The following is a 24,148-nucleotide window of genomic DNA, read 5'->3' as shown; positions in this document are numbered from 1 at the left end:
GGGAGTGACGAGGGATGACGGCCGGCAACAACGGCTCGGACACACCGGAGAACGACGACCCGTTCGCCTACCTGTATCGCTCGGAGGGCGATCAAGGGAACGAGGGCGGTCAGTCGGGCCAGCCGGGTGCCGCCCCCCGCACCGGTGGCTATGGCTACCCGGGCCCGGCCCAGCCAGGGGTTCCCCGCACCTCGTACAACCATGTCCGCGCGGTGGGTGAGCGCAACTACGGCCAGCAGATCCCGAACCAGCAGCCGCAGGGGTACGGCCAGCAGGGCGGCTACGGCCGGCAGAACGCCCACTACGCCGCCCCCGAGACCCTGCCCGGCGGCGCGCCCGGCCAGCCCGGTGCGGCCGCCCCGCGCGGCGGCCATGGCGGAGGCGGCCGCGGCCCCAACAACAAGGGACTGCTCATCGGCGCCATCGCCGTGGTAGCGGTGGTCCTCGTGGGCATCGGCGTCGCCATGATCACAAACGGTGACGACAACAAGGACGACCAGGCCGACCCGACCGGTCAGCCCACGGCGGGCTCCTCCGTCCGGCCCAGCGAGCCCTCCGGGCCCGCCAAGGGACCGGGTGACGGGAAGCTGCCCACCGAGGACGCCGCGAAGATGAAGCTGACCGGCGGCGCGGCCGCCGCGAGCGACATCAAGGGCGCCAAGGCCGCGGGCGGCACCTACGTCGGCGGGCTCAACACCCCGGGCTCGTCCGCGACCTGGAGCCTGGACGTGGCCAAGGCGAAGTCCTACCGGCTGTACGTCACCTACGGCGTGCCGGGCGAGGACCAGAGCATGTCGCTGACGATCAACGGCAAGAAGGAGGCGCGGCCGCTCAACATGAAGAACTTCTCGGGCGCGCCGAAGGGTGACTACGAGAAGGGCTGGACCGAGACCTGGTCGATCGTCCAGCTCTCCAAGGGCACCAACACGATCACCGTGTCGTGTGACCCCGGCGACAAGTGCGACGCCAACATCGATCAGATGTGGCTGGAGAAGGGCAAGGGCTAGGAGCGGGGCGGCGCTCGGCGGCTGCTCAGGCCGCCGCCGGGTGCTCCGTCACCTCGACCCGCGCCAGCGCCTCGTCGTAGACCGCGGGGTCGAACTCGCCCGCCACCGGGGCCCTTACGGCCGCCGCCGACAGGGCGACGGCGCGGGCCAGCCGGTCCGGCCAGGGTGCCTCCTCGACCAGCCCGGACAGCAGCCCCGCGACCGCCGCGTCCCCGGCGCCCGTCGGATTGCCCGTCAGCCGGCGCGGCGGGGTGGCGCGCCAGGCGCCGTGGGCGGTGACCACGACCATGCCGTCGGGGCCCAGCGAGGCGGCCACCGCGCGTGCGCCGCGCCGCCGGGCGTCGCGCGCGGCGCGCAGCGGGTCGGTGGAGCCGGTGAGCCCGGCGAGCTCGTCGGCGTTGGGCTTGACGAGATGGGGGCGGGCGGCGATGCCCCGGCGCAGCGGCTCGCCGCTGGTGTCCAGCAGGGTGGGCACGCCCGCCGCATGCGCCTCCCGGATGAGCTGGGCGTACGTCCCGACGGGGACCCCGGGCGGCAGGCTGCCGCACAGCGCGACCGCCGACGCCTCGCGCAGCAGCCGGCCGTAACCGTCCATGAAGGTGGACCACTCGGGGGTGGTGACGATCGGGCCCGGCTCGTTGAACTGGGTGGTGTCGCCCGTGGCGGCGTCCACGACGCCGATGGTGCGCCGGGTGGTGCCGGCGATCGGGACCAGCGCGTCGGTGATCGTGCCGCGAGGGGCCTTGGGACCACTGCCGGGCGTGGCGATCTCGGCGAGCAGCTGCCGCAGCACCGCGCCGGTGACCCCGCCGACGAAGCCGGTGACGACGGTGTCATGGCCCAGCGCGGCCAGCACCCGGGCCACGTTGAGGCCCTTGCCGCCGGGCCGTTCGGTGACCTCGGTGACGCGGTGGGTGGCGTGCGGGCGCAGTTCCGGCACCCGGTAGGTGACGTCGAGGGCGGTGTTGAGCGTGACCGTGAGGATCACCCTGGCATCCCCTCTCCCGTCCCCCCGCCGGACGGAGACTCCTGTGCTGAATGCGACTGTGTGCCGAGCCGTACGCGAGCCGTACCCGAGCTGTACCCATGCGCGAGCCGTACCCGTACCCGAGCTGTACCCGTACTCGTGCCGTACCCGAGCCGTACTCGTACCCGAGCCGTACCCGTGCCGAGCAGTGCGTACCCGAGTCGTGCGTGCCCGTTCCCGTGCCCGAGCGATCATGCCAAAACGAGTGGCTTCGGCCCAGACCTCCGCGTCGTTCCGGACAGTCTCGGACAGTGTCAGCACACCGTCACCCCGGCCTGAAATCAGGGCACTTCAGTCCAGTTCGGGATGGACCACCCAAGTGCCCCGGCGCATTACGCCCCGCAGCCGGAAGTCGTCGTCGAGCACGACGAGATCGGCGTCCTTGCCGGGCTCGAGCGAACCCACCCGGTCGGCGATGCCCAGCACCCGGGCGGGAGTCGCGGACAGCGCCCTTACGGTTGCCTCGACGCCGAGCCCGTCGATCGTGGCGGCCCGCCGGAAGGCTTGGTCCAGGGTGAGGGTGGAGCCCGCGATGGAACCGGCCGTCGGCCCGTCGCTGATCCGCGCGACACCGTCCTTGACCTCGACTTCCATGGGGCCGAGCGGATAGCGGCCGTCGCTCATGCCCGCCGCGCCCATCGCGTCGGTGATGAAGGCGACCCGGTCCGCGCCCGCCCGGTGGAAGGCCAGCCCCAGGACGGCGGGGTGCAGATGGGTGCCGTCGTTGATCAGTTCTACGGTGATCCGCTCGTCCTCCAGCAGCGCGGCCACCGGGCCGGGGGCGCGGTGCAGCAGCGACGGCATCGCGTTGAGCAGATGGGTCGCCACGGTCGCGCCCGCGTCGATGGCCTCCAGCGTCGCCTCGTACGTCGAGTCGGTGTGGCCGACGGCCGCGAGGACCCCGCTGTCGGCCAGCAGCCGTACGGACTCCAGCCCGCCCGGCAGTTCGGGGGCGAGGGTCATCATCCGCGCGGTGCCGCGCGCCGCGTCCACCAGCTTGCGCACATCCGCCGGGTCGGGCGCGCGCAGCAGCGAGGGCTGGTGGGCGCCGCAGCGGTCGGGGGAGATGAACGGTCCCTCGAAGTGGATGCCCGCCAACTCGCCCTGCTCCACCAGCTCCGAGAGGGCGGCGGCCTGTCGGGCGAGGTCGTCCAGATCGCCGGTGACGGTGGAGGCGAGCATCGTGGTGGTGCCGTGCCGCCGGTGCGTACGGATGGCGGTCAGGGCCTCCTCGGGGGTGCCCGCCGAGAACGAGGCACCGCCGCCGCCGTGCACATGCAGGTCCACGAAGCCGGGGACGATCCAGCCGCCCGCCAGGTCGAGCGCCCGCTCGCCGCCGGACGCGGAGCCCGTCGAGGACCCGGCCACGGAGCCCGTCGAGGACCCGGCCGCTGATCCCGCAGCGTGCGCGGCCACCGGTCCCGCCGCCGTGATGCGCGTGCCCTCGACCGTCACCCGCCCGTTGTCGACCACGCCGTCCGGCAGGACCACCCGGGCGCCGGTGAGATGCGTTCGCTGGACCATCAGGCGGTTACCTCCGTGGAGAGTCGGTCCCAGGCGAGCAGACCCGCGCCCAGGCAGCCGGCGGTGTCCCCGAGGGCCGCCGGGACGATACGGGGGAGCTGCTGGAAGGTGAGCCGCTCCTCGACCGCGGTGCGCAGCGGCGCGAACAGCGTCTCCCCGGCCTCGGCCAGCCCACCGCCGACGATCAGCACACCGGGGTCCAGCAGGGTGAGGGCGGTGACCAGGCCGTCGGCGAGCGCGCCCACCATCTCCCCCCACACGGCCACGGCCCTGGGATCGCCGGACCGGACGGCCTTGGCACAGTCGGCGGCGTCCGCGGCCGGATCGCCGCTCGCGTCGGCCCAGGCGCGGCCCACCGCGGCCGCCGAGGCGAGCGTCTCCAGACAGCCGGACTGACCGCAGCCGCAGGCGGCGCCGCCCGGCCGGACGACGATATGGCCGATCTCGCCGGAGGAGCCGTGGGCTCCGGGGTCGATGCGCCCGTCGACACCGATGGCGCCCGCGATGCCGGTGCCGACGGAGACGAACAGGAAGCGCCTGGCGCCCTCGCCCGCTCCTATGCGCCCCTCGGCCAGTCCGCCCAGCCGGACGTCATGGCCGAGCGCGACCGGGATCCCGCCCAGCCGATCGGTGAGCATCGCCCGCAGCGGGACGTCGCTCCAGCCGAGGTTGGCGGCGAAGACGGCCACCCCGCGGTCCTCGTCCAGGACCCCGGGCACGCCAACCCCCGCGGCCAGCGGGGGCCCGCCGAACCGCCGCTCGCCGATCGCGCGCAGCTCGGCGGCGAAGTCGAGGATCGCGGTCACGACCGCCTCGGGTCCGCGCTCCCGCTCGGTGGGCCTCCTGGCCTCGTGGAGGAGTGTGGTGTCCGCCCCGATCAGGGCGGCCTTCATACCGGTGCCGCCCACATCCAGGGCGATGACGTGTTTCACATGGAACAGTCTCGCGCGATCCACCATGAGAGGTCTAGTCCACTCGCCGCTTCTCGTCGGGAGATCACGCCGTCGCCCGTAGCGGAGTTGGTGTGAACCAACCCCTCCGTTTGTGACTGGGTGATACATCCCACTTACGCGTGTAGCACCCCGCTCACCTGGGCAATTGGGCTCCGATACCGAAGCGATATGCCCATGGTGTAGACCTTGTGGAGGTTTGCAAGACAGACTCGCTCGACCTCGGGGGAGGACTCTTGAGGATGAAACAATCCATAGGGTGGGAAAACAGCGGTGCAGCGGCGACGGTTCTTGGGTCTGACAACGGCGGGTGTCGCGGCGGTGGCGGCGGCACCAGGACTCACGGCCTGCGGCAGTGACAGCTCCGGTTCCGACGGTGATGTCACCCTGAAGGTGGTCGCGGCCGACTACGGCGACAGCACCGCCAACGGCTCCCAGAGGTACTGGAACAAGGTGGCCCGCGCCTTCGAGGCCAAGAACGGCGGCCTTAAGGTCGACGTCACGGTCTACAGCTGGACCGAGGTGGACCGGCGGGTGGCCGAGATGGTCAAGAACGGTCAGGCCCCGGACATCGCACAGATCGGCGCGTACGCCGACTACGCCGCGCAGGGCGAGCTCTACCGCGCCGACGAGATGCTCTCCATCCCCACCCAGGCCGGTTTCATCACCTCGATCGCCCATGCGGGTGAGGTGCGGCGGGTGCAGTACGGGGTGCCGTTCGTGGCCAGCGCCCGGCTGCTCTTCTACAACAAGAAGCTCTTCGACCGGGCCGGGATATCCTCCGCCCCCACCAGCTGGGACGAGCTCAAGGAGGCGGCCACCCGGCTCAAGGCCAATGGGGTGAAGATCCCGTACGGGCTGCCGCTCGGCCCCGAGGAGTGCCAGGCCGAGACCATGATGTGGATGCTCAGCGGCGGTGGCGGCTACACCGACGGCAACGGCAGCTACACCATCGACTCCACCCAGAACATCGAAGCCTTCGAATGGCTGCGGGACGAACTCGTCGGCGCGGACCTCACCGGCCCCGGCTCCCCGGCCCGCACCAACCGGCAGGACATCTTCGACGCCTTCGCCCGCGGCGAGGTCGGCATGCTCAACGGCCACCCCACTCTGATGCAGCAGGCGTCCGGCCGCGGCATCACGTACGGCACCGCGCCGCTGCCCGGCCGCAGGGGCAAGTCCCCGTCGACGATGGGCGTCGCCGACTGGCTGATGGCCTTCAAGCAGAACGGCCACCGTAAGGAGATCGGGAAGTTCCTCGACTTCGTCTACACCGAGGACAACGTGCTGGACTTCGTCACCGAGTACGACCTGCTGCCGGTGACCACCGCCGTCGAGCAGACGATGCTCGGCGACCGTGAGTACAAGCGGCTGTGGCGGTTCCTGGACGAGCTGGAGAGCGCGGAGTTCTACCCGGCCGACAAGACCTCATGGGCGGAGGTCAGCAAGCTGATCAAGCAGAAGATCGGCTCGACCGTGGCCAAGGGCGGCGACCCGGCGAGCGTGCTGGGCCAGATCCAGCGGGAGGCCGACGCCATGGAGAATGCGGGGGCATGACAGTGGACACGCCCGGCCCCGGCCCTTCCGACGACCCCGCCGACCAGGCCGGGGACCAGGATCAGGCCGAGGACCGGGGGCGGGAGCGGGATCAGGGGCGGGAGCAGGAACAGGAACAGGATCCGGGCCCGGATGCCGGGCTGTCGGAGCGCGACCTGGCCGTGCTCGCCGTCGAGCGGCGCGGCTGGCCGGGCCCCGGCGCCAAGGAGCGGGCGATACGGGAGCGGTTGGGCCTCTCCCCGACCCGCTACTACCAGCTGCTGAACGCGCTGCTGGACGACCCCAGGGCCCTGGAGCACGACCCGGTGACCGTCAACCGGCTGCGCCGGATCAGGGACGAGCGCCGCGAACGGCGCTGACACGCATCGTCGGCGAGACGGCCGGGCCGTCGACCCGTGGGACGGCCGTGTGGCGTTCACCGATGCGGCGGCCGGGCGGTCGTGCGGCCGTGCACGGCGGGACGCCCGCGGCGCGTTCACCGGCCGTGCACGGCGGGACACCCGCGGCGCGTTCACCGGCCGCACGACCGTGGTGCGTTCACCGGCCGGGCCCGCGCGAGCCGTTCACCGGCCGGGCGCCCGGGGGCGTTCACGCGGGGGACGCTCGGGCGAAGCCCGCCGTGTCGCCGGGCCCGGTAGGGTCACCGCCATGGGCAGCGCTATGGGAAGTCACCCCGTCCCCGTACCCACCACCTCCGCCGGCCGTGAGGGCCTCGCCGCCCTCCTCGAACGGCCCGGACGCGCCGTCGTCGGACTCGACTTCGACGGCACCCTCGCCGAGATCGTCCCCGACCCCGACCAGGCCCGCGCCCACCCAGGCGCCGTCCCCGCGCTCTCCCGGCTGGCCCCGGGGATCCGTTCCGTCGCGGTGATCACCGGACGCCCGGCCGAGATCGCCGTACGGTACGGCGGGTTCGCCGGGGCCGAGGGGCTGGACGGGCTCGTCGTCCTCGGCCTCTATGGCGCGGAACGCTGGGACGCGGGCAGCGGCGAGGTCCAGGCGCCCGAACCGCACCCCGGCGTCGCCGCCGTCCAGGCCGAACTCCCCGCCGTCCTCGAGGAGCACGGCGCCTCGCGCGGCACCTGGATCGAGGACAAGGGACGCGCCGTCGCCGTCCACACCCGCCGCGCCGAGGACCCCCAGGCCACGTTCGAGCGGCTGCGCGCGCCGCTGCACGCCCTCGCCGAACGCCATGGGCTGATCGTCGAGCCCGGCCGCTTCGTGCTGGAGCTGCGCCCGCCGGGCATGGACAAGGGCGTCGCGCTCACCGACTACGTACGGCGGACGGGCGCGGAAGCCGTGCTCTACGCGGGCGACGACCTGGGTGACCTGGCCGCGTTCGCGGCGGTGGAGCGGCTGCGCGAGGAGGGCGTGCCGGGGGTGCTGGTGTGCAGCGGCAGCACGGAGGTGACCGAGCTCGCGAAGCGGGCCGACCTGGTGGTGGATGGTCCGGCGGGCGTGGTGGACCTGCTGTCGGCTCTGGCCACCGCGGTCAGCGGCGAAGCCGCGTAGGGCTCGGCGGGACGGCGGCCGCTACCCGGACAGCGCCGGTCTGCAGCGCTGTACCTGGCCGGCGCCGGTCTGCAGCGTTGTACCCGGCTGGTCTGCAGCGCTGTACCCGGACGGCGCCGGTTTACAGCGCCCCTAGCTGCGCCAGGAACCATGCCTGTGGCGGTAGCGCGGTCGCCGCGGCGGCGAGCCGCTTCGTGCGATCCGCGCGCTCGTCGTCGCTCATGCGCAGGGCCTCGTGCAGCGCGCGGGCCGTGCCCTCCACGTCGTACGGGTTCACCACCAGCGCGTCCTCGCCCAGCTCGGCGTACGCGCCCGCCTCCCGCGACAGCACCAGCGCGCAGCCCCGCTCGGAGACCACCGGGACCTCCTTGGCCACCAGGTTCATCCCGTCCCGGATGGGGTTGACCAGGGCCACGTCCGCCAGCCGGTAGGCCGCGAGGGACCGCGCGAAGTCGTCCTTCACATGCAGGGCGACCGGGGTCCAGCCCTCCGTGCCGTACTCCTCGTTGATCTCGTCCGCGATCCGCCGCACCCGCTCGGTGTAGTCGCGGTAGACCGCGAGGTCCTGGCGCGAGGGGTAGGCGAAGGCGACGTGCACCACGCGCTCGCGCCACTCGGGGTGGGTCTCCAGCAGCCGCCGGTAGGCCAGCAGCCCGCGCACGATGTTCTTGGACAGCTCGGTGCGGTCCACCCGGACGATCGACTTCCGGCCCGGCCCGATCTGCGCCCGCAGAGTGCTCAGCCGTTCATCCACATCGGCCCGGCGCGACCGCTCCCGCAGAAAGTCCGCGTCGGCGCCCAGGCCGTGGACGCCCAGCCGGGTCTCCCGGCCCTCGAAGCGCACGGCCGTCGCCATGCCGTCACCGTGCCCGTCCCTGTTGCGGTCCCCGCTGCTGTCTCCGTCCCGGACGATCTCCGCACCCAGCACCGCCGCGCAGCAGTCGGCGAAGGCGTTGGCCCAGCGCTCGGTGAGGAACGCGGCGCGGTCGCCGCCGAGGATGCCGCGCAGCACACCCGCCGCGACGTCGTCCGGCAGCAGCCGGTAGTAGTCCGGCGGGGCCCAGGGGGTGTGGGAGAAGTGACCGATCCGCAGATCGGGGCGGCGCTCGCGGAGCATCGCGGGCACCAGCGCCAGGTGATAGTCCTGCACCAGGACGACGGCCTCGTCCACCGCCTCCTGGGCGAGCGCGTCCGCGAAGGCCGCGTTATAGCTCTCGTAGGCCGCCCACTGCTCGGCGAACTCCGCGTCGAAGACCGGCTCGACCGGGGTCTGGTAGAGCAGATGGTGGACGAACCACAGCACCGAATTGGCGACGCCGTTGTACGCGGCGGCGAAGACGTCCGGCGCGATGTCGAGCATCCGCACCTGCCGGCCGCCGGTGTCACCGGGGTTCAGATGGCTGTCCCCGGCCCGCCGGGCCGCCTCGCGGTCGCCCTCCCCGAGCGCCGCGCACACCCACACCGCGTTCGCGTCCGGGCCGATCGCGCTGAGCCCGGAGACCAGCCCGCCACCGCCGCGCCGGGCGGTGAGCGAGCCGTCCTCGCCCAGGGTGTACGAGACCGGGCCGCGGTTGGACGCGACCAGGATCGGGGCGGTGCGCGGAACTGCCATGTCGCGAGCCTAGCCAGGCGCGGCCCCGCGCAAACGTACGTACGGTTTCTTGCCCCGTAGGTGCTATTCCGGTTCCGGCCACGTAAGCGCCAAGACGTATTCCGTCCGTGGAGCGCCGAGCCGCCGGCCCGCCGAGCCGCCCGCCCGCCGGCCCGGCGTCACGCCGCGCGCCGCGCCGTGTATTCCGGGATCTCGATCATCGGCGGCCGCTCCTCGGTGTCCACGGCCGTGGTGCGCGGCTCGAAGCCGTTCTCGCCCCGGTCGAACTGGGTCAGCCGCGGCCGCACCAAGTGGCCCCGGGCCAGCCGCAGCTGTGCGGTGCGGTAGATCGCGGCCGCCATCCGGCCGAGCGCCTGCCCGTCCTGGTGGCGGTGTTTGCGCACCCCGATGTCCACCTGGCCGAGTGCGTCGAGCCCCACCGTGTGCAGCGCGTCCACCAGCAGTCCCAGCTCGACGCCGTAGCCGACCGGGAAGGGCAGCCGCTCCAGCAGCGAACGGCGCGCCGCGTACTCCCCGCCCAGCGGCTGGACGAATCCGGCCAGCTGGGGCCAGTGCAGATTCAGCAGCGGGCGGGCGACCAGCTCGGTGACCCGGCCGCCCTGGCCCGCCACCTCGCCGAGCGGGCGGTCGTACATGCCCTTGACCAGCTCCAGCGTGGGGTCCGTCAGCAGCGGACCGACGATCCCCGAGACAAAGCGCGGTTCGAATTCCCGCAGGTCGGCGTCGATGAAGCAGACGATGTCGCCGCTCGTGGCGAGCAGGGACCGCCACAGCACCTCGCCCTTGCCGGGCAGCGCGGGCAGCCGGGGCAGCAGCGAGTCGCGGGGGACGACGGTGGCGCCCGCCGCCGCGGCGACCTCGGCGGTGCGGTCCGTGGAACCGGAGTCCAGCACCACCAGCTCGTCCACCAGCGGCACCGCCTCGCCCATCAGCTCACGCCGGATCATGTCGGCGATCTCGCCGACCGTGGCCTCCTCGTTCAGGGCGGGCAGGACCACGCTCACCGTCGTCGCCGCGGCCCGTTTCGCGGCCAGCAGGCGATCCAGCGGACGGTCGTCGGCAGACCAGGAGCGGCGCTTCAGCCAGCGCTCCACCTCATCCAGCACCTGTGTGTCTCCCCTGTTGTGATCGGGCCTGTTGTGATCGCTGTGATCCATCTCGCGCATCGGACGGCTAGCTCAACCATCCGGGCCTTCGGTTACAGTCTTGAACAACGCATATGGCCGTCGTATGTCGGGGTCGACCTCGATGTTTACCGACGTACCGACGAAGCCCGTGCCGACAAACGCCCCGGGTCCGCCCGGCGCCATACCGCTCATCCAGAGGGGCAGAGGGAACGGCCCGTTGAAGCCCCGGCAACCCTCCAGCTGATCTCGCATTCCGCAGCGAGGCTCCCAGCTCGGGAAGGTGCCAATTCCGTCTCGTGGCGAAATGCGTCGCGAGGAAGATGAGGAGAAAGGGCCTCGCCATCCATGGCTGTGCAGTCAGTAGAAAGCTCAACCACTCCCTCCGCCTCCGGTGCCTTCGGCCCCGCCGTCGCATTGTCCTGCCGGGAGTGCGGTGAGCGGTTCGAGCTGGGTCCGATCTTCGCGTGCGAGGCCTGTTTCGGGCCCCTCGAGGTCGCGTACGAGCTCCCGGCCGGCGACCCGGAGGGGCTCCGTCGGCGGATCGAGGCCGGTCCGAACAGCATCTGGCGCTACGCCCCGCTGCTGCCCGTCCCGGCGGACGTGGCGGATCTGCCGAGCCTGCACCCCGGCTTCACCCAGCTGGTCAAGGCCGACAACCTCGCCCGTGAGCTCGGCGTCACCGGTGAGCTGCACATCAAGGACGACTCCGGGAACCCGACCCACTCCTTCAAGGACCGGGTCGTCGCCATCGCCGTCCAGGCCGCCCGCACCTTCGGCTTCACCACCCTCTCCTGCTCCTCCACCGGCAACCTCGCCGGCGCGGTGGGCGCCGCGGCCGCCCGCGCGGGCTTCCGCTCCTGCGTCTTCATCCCGCACGACCTGGAGGCGGGCAAGGTCGTCATGGCCGCCGTCTACGGCGGTGAGCTGGTCGGCATCGAGGGCACCTACGACGACGTCAACCGCTTCTGCAGCGAGCTGATCGGCGACCCGGCGGGCGAGGGCTGGGGCTTCGTCAACGTCAATCTGCGGCCGTACTACGGCGAGGGCTCCAAGACCCTGGCGTACGAGATCTGCGAGCAGCTCGGCTGGCGGCTGCCGGACCAGATCGTCGTCCCGATCGCCTCCGGCTCCCAGCTCACCAAGATCGACAAGGGGCTGAAGGAACTGATCGCGATCGGTCTGGTCGAGGACCGGCCCTACAAGATCTTCGGCGCCCAGGCCGAGGGCTGCTCCCCGGTCTCCGCCGCCTTCAAGGCCGGCCATGACGTCGTCCGGCCGCAGAAGCCGCGGACCATCGCCAAGTCGCTGGCCATCGGCAACCCCGCGGACGGCCCGTACGTCCTGGACATCGCGCGCCGTACGGGCGGCGCGGTGGAGGACGTGAACGACGAGCAGATCGTCGACGCCATCAAGCTGCTGGCCCGCACCGAGGGGATCTTCGCGGAGACCGCGGGCGGCGTGACCGTCGGCGTGACCAAGAAGCTGATCGAGGACGGTCTGCTCGACCCGTCCCTGACGACCGTCGTGCTCAACACCGGCGACGGCCTCAAGACCCTCGACGCGGTTGCCCCCACCACGGGTCCCTCTGCCATCATCCGCCCCACCCTTGACTCGTTCCGAGAGGCTGGCCTCGCATGAGCGTCAACGTCCGAATCCCGACCATCCTCCGCACCTACACCGGCGGTCAGGCCGAGGTCCCGGCCGAGGGCGCGACCCTCGCCGAGGTCCTGGCGGACCTGGAGAAGAACCACGCGGGCATCTCGGCCCGCGTCCTGGACGACACCGGCAAGCTCCGCCGCTTCGTCAACGTCTACGTCAACGACGACGACGTCCGCTTCGCCGACGGCCTGGCCACGGCGACCCCGGACGGCGCCGGGATCTCGATCATCCCGGCGGTCGCGGGCGGCTGCTGACCCCGCGTCCCCCTTCTCACCTTTGACATCGCCCCGTCCGGGGATAACCGGACGGGGCGATTCCGTGTGTGGAATCGCGATACAGTTGCCCGGATTCCCCGACGGTTCCGGGGTCGGAGCCACATATGAGAACTCGTCAAGTTGTGCGTAAAGTGTGAGCGCGAATTGTCGGGTTGGTTCCCTATGTCCGGCCCGGCTTGCCCGAACTTCACATAATTTCTCACTTTTAACCGTTCGGCCGTGCCCAGAATTCTCGTCCGATTGACCTGTTGCAGAGGGCGTTGGGACGGATACATTCAGCGGCGGTCGACGCGTTCCGGCGCACACCCCCCACATACGGGGGGTGAGGTCTGACCCGGGTCCGCGGAGTGCGGTCCTGTGCAAGGGCCAGCAATAGGGGAGTTAGGAATGGCTCAGGGCACCGTCAAGTGGTTCAACGCGGAGAAGGGGTACGGCTTCATCGCGGTCGACGGTGGTGCGGACGTGTTCGTCCACTACAGCGCGATCCAGATGGACGGGTACCGCACCCTCGAGGAAGGCCAGCGGGTCGAGTTCGAGATCTCGCAGGGTCAGAAGGGCCCGCAGGCCGACATGGTCCGCGTGGCCGTAGGCTGACGCGCCGACGCGACGCAGCTGAAACGAAGAAGTTCGAAGGGTCCGTGTCCCGAACAGGATACGGGCCCTTCGGCATGCCCGGACCCTCCCCCCCCGGTCCTCCGGACCACCTGCGGGCGCTTGCTCCCATCCGTCGCCCGGCCACCACCCCTTGAGGACGCCACTTCAGGCGCTTGCGCCCACCCGTCGACCGGCCACCGCCCCTCAAGGACGCCCTTCGGGCGCTTGCACTCGAATGGCCCGAGTGCTAATCATTGGCGTTAGCACTCTGACGTTGAGAGTGACAGAAGGACCGGGTCGGTGAGGCCCGCCACGGCCACGCGGGGCAAGGAACCGTGAGGCAGGCAGGCCGTCCGTCGCGGGCGCCAGCGCGGTCCGGAGCAATCCACCCCGTCTCTGGGAGGACCACTTCACATGGCCAAGATCATCGCGTTCGACGAGGAGGCGCGGCGCGGCCTCGAGCGCGGGATGAACCAGCTCGCCGACGCCGTCAAGGTCACCCTCGGCCCCAAGGGCCGTAACGTCGTCCTCGAGAAGAAGTGGGGCGCCCCCACGATCACCAACGATGGTGTGTCCATCGCCAAGGAGATCGAGCTCGAGGACGCGTACGAGAAGATCGGCGCCGAGCTGGTCAAGGAGGTCGCGAAGAAGACGGACGACGTCGCCGGTGACGGCACGACGACCGCGACCGTCCTCGCCCAGGCGCTGGTCAAGGAGGGCCTCCGCAACGTCGCCGCGGGCGCCAACCCGATGGCGCTCAAGCGCGGGATCGAGAAGGCCGTCGAGGCCGTCTCCGCCCAGCTGCTCGAGCAGGCCAAGGACGTGGAGACCAAGGAGCAGATCGCCTCCACCGCCTCCATCTCCGCCGCCGACACCCAGATCGGTGAGCTCATCGCCGAGGCGATGGACAAGGTCGGCAAGGAAGGTGTCATCACCGTCGAGGAGTCGCAGACCTTCGGGCTCGAGCTCGAGCTCACCGAGGGCATGCGCTTCGACAAGGGTTACATCTCCCCGTACTTCGCGACGGACATGGAGCGTATGGAGGCGTCGCTCGACGACCCGTACATCCTGATCGTCAACTCCAAGATCAGCAGCGTGAAGGACCTCCTCCCGCTGCTCGAGAAGGTCATGCAGTCGGGCAAGCCGCTGCTGATCATCGCCGAGGACGTCGAGGGCGAGGCCCTGGCGACCCTGGTCGTCAACAAGATCCGTGGCACCTTCAAGTCCGTCGCCGTCAAGGCCCCGGGCTTCGGTGACCGCCGTAAGGCCATGCTCGGTGACATCGCCATCCTTACCGGTGGCACCGTCATCTCCGAGGAGGTCGGCCTCAAGCTGGAGAACGCCGGTCTCGACCTGCTCGGCCGTGCCCGCAAGATCACGGTCACCAAGGACGAGACCACGATCGTGGACGGCGCCGGCGACACCGAGCAGGTGCAGGGCCGCGTCAACCAGATCCGCGCCGAGATCGAGTCCTCGGACTCGGACTACGACCGCGAGAAGCTCCAGGAGCGCCTGGCGAAGCTGGCCGGCGGCGTGGCCGTCATCAAGGCCGGTGCCGCCACCGAGGTCGAGCTCAAGGAGCGCAAGCACCGCATCGAGGACGCGGTGCGCAACGCCAAGGCCGCCGTCGAGGAGGGCATCGTCGCCGGTGGTGGCGTGGCCCTGCTCCAGACCGTCTCGGTCTTCGAGAAGCTGGAGCTCGAGGGTGACGAGGCCACCGGTGCCCAGGCCGTGCGCCTGGCCCTGGAGGCCCCGCTGAAGCAGATCGCGGTCAACGCCGGTCTCGAGGGCGGCGTCGTGGTCGAGAAGGTGCGCAACCTGACCCCGGGTCACGGCCTCAACGCCGCGACCGGTGAGTACGTGGACCTGATCGCCGAGGGCATCATCGACCCGGCCAAGGTCACGCGCTCCGCGCTGCAGAACGCCGCGTCGATCGCCGCGCTGTTCCTCACCACCGAGGCCGTCATCGCCGACAAGCCGGAGAAGGCCGCCCCGGCGGGCGCTCCGGGCGGCATGCCGGGCGGTGACATGGACTTCTGATCGATCCGGCGCGTTCGTTCGCCGGTCGGTCGTACCGTCCAACGTCGGGGCGGCACCCTCTCCCAGGGGTGCCGCCCCGACGGCGTATCCGGGCCCGTGCGGATGCGGGGCCTGTGCGGATGCGGGGCCGTGTGGAAGTGGGGCCGTGCGGATGCGGGGTCGTGCGTATCCCGGCCCGTGCGGATCCGGGCCCAGCCCCGGGGTCACCCGTGGCCGCCTCCAGGGCGTCACCCCGTGGCCGCCTCCAGGGCGGCGCGCAGATGGCCGTGCGCCTCGGCGAGGAGCTTCTCGGCGGTTGGGGCGTCCACCCCGCCCAGGATGGTGAGGATCGCGTTCTTCACCTCGCCGTCCGTGGCCGCCAGCGCGCTCTCGATCCGCTCGTCGGAGGCGCCGGTCGCCAGGAAGACGATCCTCCGCGAACGGGCGCGCAGCTTGTCGTTGGAGGCGCGCACATCGACCATCAGATTCCCGAAGGTCTTGCCCAGCCGGATCATGGTGATGGTCGAGATCATGTTGAGCACCAGCTTCTGGGCCGTGCCCGCCTTCAGCCGGGTCGAGCCGGTGAGCAGCTCCGGCCCCACGATGATCTCGATGCCGTGGTCGGCCGCGGCGGCGAGCACCGACCCGGCGTTGCAGGACAGCCCGACGGTGAGCGCGCCGCGCCGCCGGCCGTGCTCGACCGCGCCCACGGCGTACGGGGTGCGGCCGGAGGCCGAGACGCCGACCACGCTGTCGTCGGGCCCGATGCCGAGCCGGTCGAGGTCCCGGGCGGCCAGCTCCGCGCTGTCCTCCGCGCCCTCGACCGAGGTCACCACGGCGTCCGGGCCGCCCGCGATCACTCCGACGACCTGCTCGGGCCGGGTGTTGAAGGTGGGCGGGCACTCGCTCGCGTCGAGCACCCCGAGCCGTCCGGCGGTGCCCGCGCCCGTATAGAGGAGGCGGCCGCCACGGGACATCCGTACGGCGATGGCGTCGATGGCGGCGGCGATACGGGGGAGCTGACCGGCGACGGCGGTGGGGACGGCGGCGTCCTCCGCGTTCATGATCCGGGCGATCTCGAGGGTTTCGAGCCGGTCGATCTCGGCGAGTTCGGGGCGGAACGCCTCGGTGGTCAAGGTGTCGAGCTGGGCGCGGAGCCGTGCGGAGTCGGCGGTAGTCATGGCGAAGCGGCTCTTTCCGGTACGTCAGCGTGAGGGTGGGGGTGACGGTGACTTGGATGGGCAGTCACCGGGCGGAACAGTGACCGGTATCGGGGGTGGGAGCGCGAGGGCGGGGCCAGCGGGACCAGCGGGGCCAGGGAGACCGTCGGGCGGGACCGGCCGGGCTCAGCGGTGCCCGGGACGCGGATCGTGGCGGTGCGCGAGCGCCTCGTACGACGCGGAGAGCGCGGGCGCAGCCGATTCGTACGTCCGCTGGGCGACCCCTATGAACAGGCAGTCCACCACCAGCAGCTGGCTGGTCCGGCTGGACATGGCCGCCGGGCGCAGCTCGCTCTCGCGGGCGGTGGAGGTGGTGAGCACCAGGTCCGCGTACTGCGCGACCTCGCCGTTCGGCCGTCCGGTGATCGCGACGGTGGTCGCCCCGCGCTCGAAGGCCACCCGCAGCGGCTCGATGACGTCCGTCGTGCGCCCGGAGTGGGTGATCGCGATGGCGACGTCACCGGAGTGCAGCTGGACCGCGTTGGTGACCGCGAGATGCGGATCGGCGTGGGCGTGGGCTATCAGCCCGATGCGCAGCAGCTTCTGGACCAGGTCCTGGCCGACCAGGCTGGACGCCCCGACCCCGTACACATCGATCCGGCGGGCGGCGGCCAGCGCCGAGACGGCCGCCTCGACCTGGCTGGTGTCCAGCCCGGCGGCGGTGTCGGCGAGACACTGCTGCTCCTCCCGCGCCAGCTTGGTGACCACGTCGGCGATCGGATCGTCGACCGCGATGTCCGCGGTGACGGCCGGGGCCCGGCCGGCGGCCTGCTGGGCGGCGAGCGCGGCGAGCGCGAGGCGCAGATCCCGGTATCCGGGGTAGCCGAGCAGCCGGGAGGTGCGGACGACGGTGGCCTCACTGGTGCCGGTCCGCTCGGCGAGCCCGGTGACGGTGAGCGCCGCGCAACCGGCCGGATCGCCCGCCACGGCTTCGGCGACGCGGTGCATGGAGCGGGTCATGGAGGGAGCTAACGTGCGGACCTTGGCGGCGAGGGCGGCCGGGGCGGGTGGGGCGGGCGGTGTGGGGTCGGGCTGTGGAGGAGGCATGAAAGTTTCCTTCAGATCGCTACTCACCAGCGAAAACTATTTCCGGCCACGGTGCCCGTCAACCCTCCGGACGACGACGCGGCGAGTCGGCGAGCGGGCGCGCGGCGGCCGGGGCGGATGGGGCGGACGGGGCGGACGGGGCGAGCCGGGGTGGACCGTGACCGCGGACGAAACGAACACGGACGAAGCAAACAGCGGACGAAGCGAACAGGCGCCGGGAGGAAGCAAAGGTGACAATGGGACCCATGAAGCTCGAACAGGCACTGCACGCGGCCCGCGCCCTAGTCCTGGCCGACCTCGCGGCGGGGGAGGTCGCCCGCGCCGACATCGTCTCGCTGGTCGAAGACGCGATCGCGCACCGGCGGTGGTGGGTCGAGCAGTGGCCGGAAGGCGTCGCGTACGTGGCCGGTCTGGTCGCCCAGGACGTCCAGGACGCCCTGCTGGAACGATACGGCCGCTGGCCGCTGTGCCCCGTCTGTACCCAGGGCGGCGACCTCCACGCCCTCGACGTGGAGCCCGAGTTGGGCCCCGACCCGCACTGGGTCTGCGGCAAGACGGCGGTCGCAGTGGCGCCCGTGGGATCGCTGGGCACCACCCTCTGATGGCCGTCCTGATCGACCCGCCCTCGTGGCCGGGCCACGGCCGCATGTGGTCCCACCTCGTCAGCGATGTCTCCTACACCGAACTCCACGCCTTCGCCGCCCGCATCGGCGCCCCGCGCCGAGGCTTCGACCGCGACCACTACGACGTGCCGAGCGAGCTGTACGCGAAGGCGGTACGGGCGGGCGCGGAGGAGGTCGGCAGCAAGGAACTCCTCCGCCGCCTCAAGGCCGCGGGCCTCCGCCGCCCCAAGCGGGCCGCGAACGCGGACTGACCGGAGCGGGTTCTCTCAGCGCGTGGTGCGCGTGGTGTGCGAAGGGTCGGGGGCCGCGCCGTACGCCGCTTCCGTACCCGCCGGGGAGGCCGACGTGGCGATGACGCGCGAGGCGGCCGTCGTGCGGTGTACGCGCATCGCGGCGACCGTCGTCACCGCGCCCGTACCGGCGAGGGCCGCGCCCGTCCAGGCCACGGCCGGGTAGCCCCAGCCCGCGTCGATGACGAGGCCGCCGAGCCACGGGCCCACCGTGTTGCCGATGTTGAAGGCCGAGGTGTTCGTCGCGCCCGCGAGCGTGGGCGCGGCGTTGGCGAGGTTGAACATCCGGGCGTTGAGCGCGGGCGCGGTGAAGAAGGCGGTGAAGCCGAGCATCAGCGCCAGGCTCACGGCCGCGACGGCGCTGTGCGCGGTGAGCGCCAGCGCGCTCAGCACGACCGTCGAGGCGACGATGCCCCAGAACATGGTGCCGAACAGATGCGCGTCCGCGATCCGCCCGCCGATCACCGTACCCAGCAGCGCGCCGACCCCGAACAGCGCGAGCACGGTGGGCACCCAGCCCTCGTCCAGCCCCGCCACATCCGTCAGCAGCGGCCCGAGGTAGGAGAACAGGCAGAAGACCGCGCCACCGCTCAGCGCGGTGGCGGCCAGCGCCAGCCACACCTGCCGGTCGCGGTAGATGCGCAACTCGGTCCGCAGCCGCGGCTGGTCGTCCCCGGTCGGCACCTCTGTACGCGGAACGAGCGCGACGACCCCGACCAGCCCGAGCACCGACAGCCCGGCCACCGCCCAGAAGGCGGCCCGCCATCCCGCGTGCTGCCCGAGGAACGCCCCGGCCGGGACCCCGGCGATGTTCGCGATGCTCAGCCCGCCGACCATCACCGCCATCGCCTTGGCCCGCGCGTTCACCGGCACCAGCGACACGGCCACCGCGGCGCCCACGGCCCAGAACCCGGCACACGCGAGCGCGCTCACCACCCGGGACGCGAAGAGCACCCCGTACGACGGCGCCACCGCCCCCGCGATCTGCCCGAGACCGAACACCGCCAGCAGCGCCAGCAGCGTGGTCCGCCGCGGCAACCGCAACGTGGCCGCCGCCAGCACCGGCGCCCCGACCACCATCCCGATCGCGAACGCCGATATCAGCAGCCCGGCCGTGGGGATCGACACCCCCATGTCCCGCGCGACGGGTTGCAGCAGCCCGGACAGCATGAACTCGGAGGTACCGAGGGCGAACACGGACAGCCCGAGGACGTAGACCGCCAGGGGCATGCGGGAGCGAGCGGAATCCGCTGGGGAGGAGGAGGGCATGCCAGGCTCAACATCGTGGAACGACGTCGGCATTCCTGCGCGGAACATCGGGATGTGCGTTTCTCGAACGTTCACTCGATCGTGTGGACTGGAGGTTGTGGCCTGGTGTCGTCACGCTGAGTGAGGAAGGATGGAGATGTGAACCCGCTGGGGGAGGCGGGTTGAGGAGATCATGGGGGGTGATCGACGTGACGGAGGAGACGACCAGCGACCTGAACGGCCCGGGCACGCCGGACGAATGGGCCGCCTATCTGGCAACAGCGGTCCCGGGGCCGGAGTTTTGGAGCCGCGAATTCAGAGCCGCGAACGGCATATGTTACGCACCGAGCAGCTCCAGCTCAGTGGCCATGTTGTGGCGTGCGGCGGTCTCCCAGCGGTCATGGCCGATCGGTGTGCGGAACAGACGGGACAGCCCCAGCAGATGGCGGAGGACGTTCGCGCGGCCCTCGCGGAAGGCGTCGTCGGGGACGAATCCGTACTCCTCGCGGACCGCGGCCGCGTAGGCGCCGTAGTCCTCGGGGGAGCCCGCCAGGACGGCGAGGTCGGCGTCGCAGAGGACTTCGCCGTTGGTGTCGCCGTCGGCGGGGTCGTGGTCGCGGGTGACGAGGACGAGGCGGACGGTTTCGGTCACGCGGGGGTCCGGGACGCCGGCTTCCGGGAGGGCGCGTTCGGCGAGGCGGGCGCTGCGTTCCTCGTTGGTGGAGCGGTCGGGGAGGTAGACGGCGTCGTGGAACCAGGCGGCGAGGCGGATCGCGGCGGGGTCGGGGGCCTGGACGTGGGGGAGCAGCTCGTCCACCCGGTCCAGGACCGCGAGCAGGTGATCGGTGGTGTGGTAGCGGCGCTGGGGTTCGGCCCAGCGGGTCAGGAGGTCTTCGCCGTAGGGAACGGGAGACGGGTTCGTGGCGTCGCGGGCGCTGGTGAGGAGGTCCGTCCAGCGGGCGAGCAGCGCGTCATGGGCCGGATGGCGGGTGGGTGCGGGTGCGGGCATGAGCCAATTGTGGGGTAGCGGTTTGCCCTCTTGTGCGGTGTGGCAAGCTGTCCTGCATGTCTAGACCATTGCTCGAGGTGATCGCCCTGACCCCTGCGGACGCGATCGCCGCACAGGCCGGAGGGGCGGACCGCCTCGAACTGGTCACCGACATGGCCGCCGACGGGCTCACCCCATCCCGTGAGACCTTCGCCGCCGTTCGTTCGGCCGTCGATCTGCCGGTGCGGGTGATGCTCCGCGCGTCGGACGGCTTCGCGACCGGGAACGCGTTCGACGCGCTGTGCGAGGCCGCCGCCGCGCTGCACTCGGAGGGGGCGGACGAGTTCGTCCTGGGCTTCCTGACCGACGACGGCGGGGTCGACCTGGCCGCCGTGACCGCGCTGACCGAGGTCGTGGGCGCGGGTGGCGGCGTGGACGAGAGCCGCTGGACCTTCCATCGGGCCATCGACCGCGCCGCCGATCGCGACGGCCTGCGCAAGCGGCTCGCCGACATCCCCGGCCTCGACACGTATCTCACCGCCGGGTCGGCGCGCGGCGTGGACGACGGTCTGCCCACCCTGCACGCCGAGGCCGAGCGGGCCGGTACCCCGGGCTACGAAGCGCGCATCATGGCGGGCGGCGGGCTGCGCCTCGACCACCTGCCCGCCCTGCGCGCCGCCGGGATCAACGCCTTCCACATCGGCGGCGCGGCCCGCCCGGCGGGATGGGCCGGCCCGGTGGCCGCCACCGCGGTCGGCCAGTGGCGTACGGCCCTGGACGCGCCCGTTCCGGTCGCCTGAGGGCGTGCCGCGCGGCGCTGAGACGGGCTGCGCGGCGCTGAGGCGGGCTGCGTGGCGCCGGGCTGCGTGGCGCTGAGGCGGGCTGCGTGGCGGCTGTGCCGACAAGCTCCTGCTGGGCTGGGTGCTGGGCCCGCACACCGAGCCCAGAAACCGGGGTTCGATACCGGGCGGCTTCTGCCCGGTATCGACCGTACGGTCATCCGCACGGCACACAACACCTCACGGGAGCTTGCCATGCACTTTGCCTCGATCCGCATCATCACCGAGGACGTCGCCCGGATCGTCGACTTCTACGAGCGGGCCACGGGCCTGACCGCGAAGCGGTATACGGACGACTTCGCCGAGCTCATGACATCGAGCGGAACCCTCGCCCTTGCGAGCACCCGCACGGTGCGGGTGCTCGGTGAGCAGGCGCCCCGGCCCGCGGCGAACCAGAGCGTGATCGTGGAGTTCCGCGTCGCCGATGTCGACGGTGAGTACGAGAGGCTCAAGGAGTTCGACGTCGAGATCGTGAACGAGCCCACCACGCAGCCCTGGGGCAACCGTTCGCTGCTGTTCAGGGACCCCGACGGCAATCTGGTCAACTTCTTCGCGCCCGTCACCCCGGACGCCCTCAAGCGATACGAGCAGCAGACCGCTGAAGCCGAGGCATAACGGTCAGGCCAGGTCAGCTCAGCCAGGTTAGGTCAGGCCAGGTCAGCTCAGCCGCTCCGGCAGGGGTGCGCCGTGGACCACCGTCAGCCCGGACACCGCACGCGTCAGGGCCACGTACAGGCGGCGCAGCCCGGTGCGTTCGTCGGGTTCGCCGTCGACCACCGCGGCCGGTTCGTCCAGGACCACGTAGTCGTACTCCAGGCCCTTGGCCAGCGTCGCCGGGACGAGGGTGAGGCGGGACTCGGCGCTGGTCTCCTCGCCGGGGGTGAGGTGGGTCAGGCCCGCCGCGTCGAGGGCCTGGGCCAGGGCCGGGATGCGGGCGTCGGCCGCGATCAGCCCGATCGAGCCCTCGTGCCTCAGGGCCTCGTGGCAGGCGGCGATCACGGCCGCGTCCAGCTCCGCGGAACTCACGGCCCGTACGGAGAAGTCGCCCGCCGCTTCGCGGATCGAGGTGGCCTCCGACAGGCCGGGGGCGATCGCGGGCAGCAGCCGGGAGGCGTACGCGATCACCTCGCGCGGCACCCGGAAGCCCTGGGTCAGCTCCTCGATCCCCGCCCCCTCCTTGCCGAGGTGGATCAGGGCCTCCTCCCAGCTGGCCGTCGCCCACGGGGTGGTGCCCTGGGCGATGTCGCCGAGCACGGTCGCCGAGCCGGTGCTGCAGCGGCGGCCGACCGCGCGGTACTGCATGGGGGAGAGGTCCTGCGCCTCGTCCAGGACCACATGGCCGAGGGACGGGGTGCGCTCGATGAGATCGGCGGCCTCGTCGATCAGCACCAGGTCCGCCGGGGACCACTTCGCGGACTTCACCCCGCGCGACGGCTTCGCCCACAGGATGGTCTTCTGCTCGTCGGCGTCGAGGACGCCCTCCGCGTGCTCGGCCAGGAAGTCGGCGTCGGAGAGCAGCCGCAGCACCAGCTTGGCCGGGTCGACCGGTGGCCAGACCGCCTTGACGGCCGCCTTCACGGCGGGGTTACGGGCCACCGTGTCCTGGACCCGGTCGTCGGGTGCCTCGCCCGCCTGTTCCATCCGGACCAGCACGGCGTGCGCGATGCGCCGCGGAAGCGCCTCGCGGGCCGCGCCGTAGCGGATGTCGCGGGTGAGCAACTCCTCGACGATCTCCTCCAGTTCGTACGCGGGCACCCGCCAGCGGCGTGAGCCGCGCACCACGACGCACGGCTCGGTGGGCCGGGTGACGTACGAGCGCAGGGCGCGGCGCAGCACCTCGGCCAGCCGGGCGTCGCCCTTGATACGGGCCGCGTCGGCGGAGTCGGTGCCCCGCGTCACCGCGCCCAGGGACGGCCGGGTCACCAGGTCCTCGACGGTCGCCTGGGCCACCTGCAGCTCGCCCAGGGCGGGCAGGACCTGCTCGATGTAATGGAGGAAGGAGCGGTTCGGGCCGATGACCAGGGTGCCGGAGCGGGCCAGCCGCTCGCGGTGCGCGTACAGCAGATACGCCACCCGGTGCAGCCCCACGGCCGTCTTACCGGTGCCCGGCGCCCCCTGGACGCAGATGGTGCCGCCGATCCCCTGGCGGACGATCTCGTCCTGCTCCGGCTGGATCGTCGCGACGATGTCCCGCATGGGGCCGACACGCGGGCGCTCGATCTCGGACTGGAGCAGCTTGCTGGTCTGCGACCCCCCGGCGGAGCCGGAAAATGTCTCAGTGGTGGGGTCGGAGAGCCGTTCGTCCTCGTACGCCGTCAACTCGCCGCCCGTATAGCCGAAGCGGCGGCGCAGCCCGATTTCCATCGGCGCCTTCTTGGACGCCTGGTAGAAGGGCTGGGAGACGGGGGCGCGCCAGTCGATGACCATGGGGTCGCCGTCCGCGTCGTGCACATGGCGGCGGCCGATATAGAAGCGTTCTCCCTCGGCGCCCTCCGCCACCTCCGCGCCCGGCGCGTGCAGATAGTCGAGGCGGCCGAAGAAGAGCGGGGTGTCGGCGAGGTCGGCGAGGGCCTTGATGCGCTCGCTGACCTGGTGGTGCAGCGCTTCGGCGTTGACCCAGTTCGCGGCGACGTCCCGGAGGTCGAGGGCCTCCACGTCGGCGCGCATGGCGCGCAGCGCGGCGCGGGACGCGGTCAGATGGGCGCGCTCCCGCGCGAGGGGGTCTGGGTGGTCAGGGGCGTGCGAGGGCACGGCGTAGCCTCCGGCGAGCGAGTACACAAAAGCGAGTGCACAAAACGGATGCGCGGTACGTAGCGGTACGTACATGACGCGCGATACGAGATGCCGACCGGTTTCCGTCCGGGCGGCGGCTCTCCCGTTCGGAACGCGGGAGGCGGCAAGACCGGCGATTGTAGCCAGGGCATGTCGGGGAGGCGAATGAATTATGACGGCCCGGTCGCCCTCGGCCCGGTCGCCCTCGGCCCGGTCGCCCTCGGCCCGGTCGCCCTCGGGGCGGTCGCCCTCGGGCCG

Annotated in this window: 22 protein-coding genes and 1 riboswitch; of the genes, 12 read left to right on the top strand and 10 right to left on the bottom strand. The window is 71.9% G+C overall.

What is annotated here, in order from left to right; translation table 11 throughout:
• Positions 1 to 14: 14 nt before the first annotated feature.
• Complete coding sequence (locus JK364_RS19825) at positions 15 to 1,007, top strand: carbohydrate-binding protein (protein ID WP_201852439.1); 993 nt, start codon at positions 15 to 17, stop codon at positions 1,005 to 1,007.
• A gap of 25 nt (positions 1,008 to 1,032) precedes the next feature.
• Here the strand turns inward: JK364_RS19825 and JK364_RS19820 are convergent, their stop codons facing one another.
• The 3 genes from JK364_RS19820 to JK364_RS19810 form a co-directional block, all read right to left on the bottom strand.
• Positions 1,033 to 1,995, bottom strand: a complete 963-nt coding sequence (locus JK364_RS19820; RefSeq protein ID WP_201852438.1) for a 1-phosphofructokinase family hexose kinase — start codon at positions 1,993 to 1,995, stop codon at positions 1,033 to 1,035.
• A 330-nt stretch (positions 1,996 to 2,325) separates the two neighbouring features.
• Positions 2,326 to 3,558 (bottom strand): N-acetylglucosamine-6-phosphate deacetylase, encoded by a 1,233-nt coding sequence (nagA, locus tag JK364_RS19815; protein ID WP_201852437.1) that lies wholly within the window; start codon positions 3,556 to 3,558, stop codon positions 2,326 to 2,328.
• Entirely contained in the window at positions 3,558 to 4,490 is a 933-nt protein-coding gene (locus tag JK364_RS19810; protein ID WP_201852436.1) for an ROK family protein, read from the bottom strand. The genes nagA and JK364_RS19810 overlap by 1 nt, the downstream gene beginning before the upstream one ends.
• A gap of 291 nt (positions 4,491 to 4,781) precedes the next feature.
• Between JK364_RS19810 and JK364_RS19805 the strand changes: the two genes are divergently transcribed.
• The 3 genes from JK364_RS19805 to otsB all read left to right on the top strand — a co-directional run bounded on the left by JK364_RS19805 (position 4,782) and on the right by otsB (position 7,577).
• Positions 4,782 to 6,065 carry an extracellular solute-binding protein gene (locus JK364_RS19805; protein ID WP_201852435.1) on the top strand — a complete coding sequence of 428 codons (1,284 nt, stop codon included), beginning with the start codon at positions 4,782 to 4,784 and terminating at the stop codon, positions 6,063 to 6,065.
• A gap of 140 nt (positions 6,066 to 6,205) precedes the next feature.
• Positions 6,206 to 6,424, top strand: coding sequence for a DUF3263 domain-containing protein (locus JK364_RS57570; RefSeq protein ID WP_121825225.1), 219 nt, complete (start codon positions 6,206 to 6,208; stop codon positions 6,422 to 6,424).
• A gap of 301 nt (positions 6,425 to 6,725) precedes the next feature.
• A complete protein-coding gene (gene otsB, locus JK364_RS19795) occupies positions 6,726 to 7,577 on the top strand; it encodes a trehalose-phosphatase (protein ID WP_201852590.1) in 852 nt (283 codons plus the stop codon).
• A gap of 121 nt (positions 7,578 to 7,698) precedes the next feature.
• Here the strand turns inward: otsB and JK364_RS19790 are convergent, their stop codons facing one another.
• Both JK364_RS19790 and JK364_RS19785 read right to left on the bottom strand, forming a co-directional pair.
• Positions 7,699 to 9,189, bottom strand: a complete 1,491-nt coding sequence (locus JK364_RS19790; protein WP_201852434.1) for an alpha,alpha-trehalose-phosphate synthase (UDP-forming) — start codon at positions 9,187 to 9,189, stop codon at positions 7,699 to 7,701.
• 158 nt (positions 9,190 to 9,347) lie between these two features.
• A complete protein-coding gene (locus tag JK364_RS19785) occupies positions 9,348 to 10,295 on the bottom strand; it encodes a glucosyl-3-phosphoglycerate synthase (RefSeq protein ID WP_201852433.1) in 948 nt (315 codons plus the stop codon).
• 206 nt (positions 10,296 to 10,501) lie between these two features.
• A riboswitch (SAM riboswitch) is annotated at positions 10,502 to 10,643 on the top strand.
• Positions 10,644 to 10,661: 18 nt separating this feature from the next.
• On the opposite strand from JK364_RS19785, the gene thrC reads away from it, so the two are divergent.
• The 4 genes from thrC to groL all read left to right on the top strand — a co-directional run bounded on the left by thrC (position 10,662) and on the right by groL (position 14,884).
• Complete coding sequence (thrC, locus tag JK364_RS19780) at positions 10,662 to 11,954, top strand: threonine synthase (protein ID WP_201852432.1); 1,293 nt, start codon at positions 10,662 to 10,664, stop codon at positions 11,952 to 11,954.
• Complete coding sequence (locus JK364_RS19775; RefSeq protein WP_037960442.1) at positions 11,951 to 12,229, top strand: MoaD/ThiS family protein; 279 nt, start codon at positions 11,951 to 11,953, stop codon at positions 12,227 to 12,229. Before thrC ends, JK364_RS19775 begins: the two co-directional genes overlap by 4 nt.
• 408 nt (positions 12,230 to 12,637) lie before the next feature.
• Positions 12,638 to 12,844 (top strand): cold-shock protein, encoded by a 207-nt coding sequence (locus JK364_RS19770; protein WP_009716982.1) that lies wholly within the window; start codon positions 12,638 to 12,640, stop codon positions 12,842 to 12,844.
• A gap of 414 nt (positions 12,845 to 13,258) precedes the next feature.
• Complete coding sequence (gene groL / locus JK364_RS19765) at positions 13,259 to 14,884, top strand: chaperonin GroEL (RefSeq protein ID WP_020870491.1); 1,626 nt, start codon at positions 13,259 to 13,261, stop codon at positions 14,882 to 14,884.
• Positions 14,885 to 15,111: 227 nt separating this feature from the next.
• On the opposite strand, the gene murQ is transcribed toward groL, so the two are convergent.
• A complete protein-coding gene (gene murQ / locus JK364_RS19760; protein ID WP_201852431.1) occupies positions 15,112 to 16,044 on the bottom strand; it encodes an N-acetylmuramic acid 6-phosphate etherase in 933 nt (310 codons plus the stop codon).
• 165 nt (positions 16,045 to 16,209) lie between these two features.
• On the bottom strand, positions 16,210 to 17,157 hold the full coding sequence (locus JK364_RS19755) for a MurR/RpiR family transcriptional regulator (RefSeq protein WP_201852430.1): 948 nt from the start codon (positions 17,155 to 17,157) through the stop codon (positions 16,210 to 16,212).
• A 218-nt stretch (positions 17,158 to 17,375) separates the two neighbouring features.
• Between JK364_RS19755 and JK364_RS19750 the strand changes: the two genes are divergently transcribed.
• Together JK364_RS19750 and JK364_RS19745 are read left to right on the top strand one after the other, a co-directional pair.
• Entirely contained in the window at positions 17,376 to 17,732 is a 357-nt protein-coding gene (locus tag JK364_RS19750; protein ID WP_020870494.1) for a DUF8819 family protein, read from the top strand.
• Complete coding sequence (locus JK364_RS19745) at positions 17,732 to 18,004, top strand: DUF4031 domain-containing protein (protein WP_201852429.1); 273 nt, start codon at positions 17,732 to 17,734, stop codon at positions 18,002 to 18,004. Before JK364_RS19750 ends, JK364_RS19745 begins: the two co-directional genes overlap by 1 nt.
• A gap of 15 nt (positions 18,005 to 18,019) precedes the next feature.
• On the opposite strand, the gene JK364_RS19740 is transcribed toward JK364_RS19745, so the two are convergent.
• Both JK364_RS19740 and JK364_RS19735 read right to left on the bottom strand, forming a co-directional pair.
• Entirely contained in the window at positions 18,020 to 19,273 is a 1,254-nt protein-coding gene (locus JK364_RS19740; protein ID WP_201852428.1) for a Cmx/CmrA family chloramphenicol efflux MFS transporter, read from the bottom strand.
• A 355-nt stretch (positions 19,274 to 19,628) separates the two neighbouring features.
• A complete protein-coding gene (locus JK364_RS19735; RefSeq protein WP_201852427.1) occupies positions 19,629 to 20,300 on the bottom strand; it encodes an HD domain-containing protein in 672 nt (223 codons plus the stop codon).
• A 56-nt stretch (positions 20,301 to 20,356) separates the two neighbouring features.
• Between JK364_RS19735 and JK364_RS19730 the strand changes: the two genes are divergently transcribed.
• The gene (locus tag JK364_RS19730) at positions 20,357 to 21,079 is read left to right on the top strand and encodes a copper homeostasis protein CutC (protein ID WP_201852426.1); all 723 of its coding nucleotides are present in this window, start codon (positions 20,357 to 20,359) and stop codon (positions 21,077 to 21,079) included.
• A gap of 234 nt (positions 21,080 to 21,313) precedes the next feature.
• A complete protein-coding gene (locus tag JK364_RS19725; RefSeq protein WP_201852425.1) occupies positions 21,314 to 21,733 on the top strand; it encodes a VOC family protein in 420 nt (139 codons plus the stop codon).
• Positions 21,734 to 21,775: 42 nt separating this feature from the next.
• Here JK364_RS19725 and JK364_RS19720 read toward each other — a convergent pair whose 3' ends face one another.
• Positions 21,776 to 23,869, bottom strand: coding sequence for a HelD family protein (locus tag JK364_RS19720; RefSeq protein ID WP_201852589.1), 2,094 nt, complete (start codon positions 23,867 to 23,869; stop codon positions 21,776 to 21,778).
• Positions 23,870 to 24,148: the final 279 nt, after the last annotated feature.

This window comes from Streptomyces endocoffeicus (assembly GCF_016741935.1).
Taxonomy (GTDB): domain Bacteria; phylum Actinomycetota; class Actinomycetes; order Streptomycetales; family Streptomycetaceae; genus Streptomyces; species Streptomyces endocoffeicus.
Note: the sequence above shows the minus strand (reverse complement) of the source record. Positions and strands in the feature narration are given on the sequence as shown.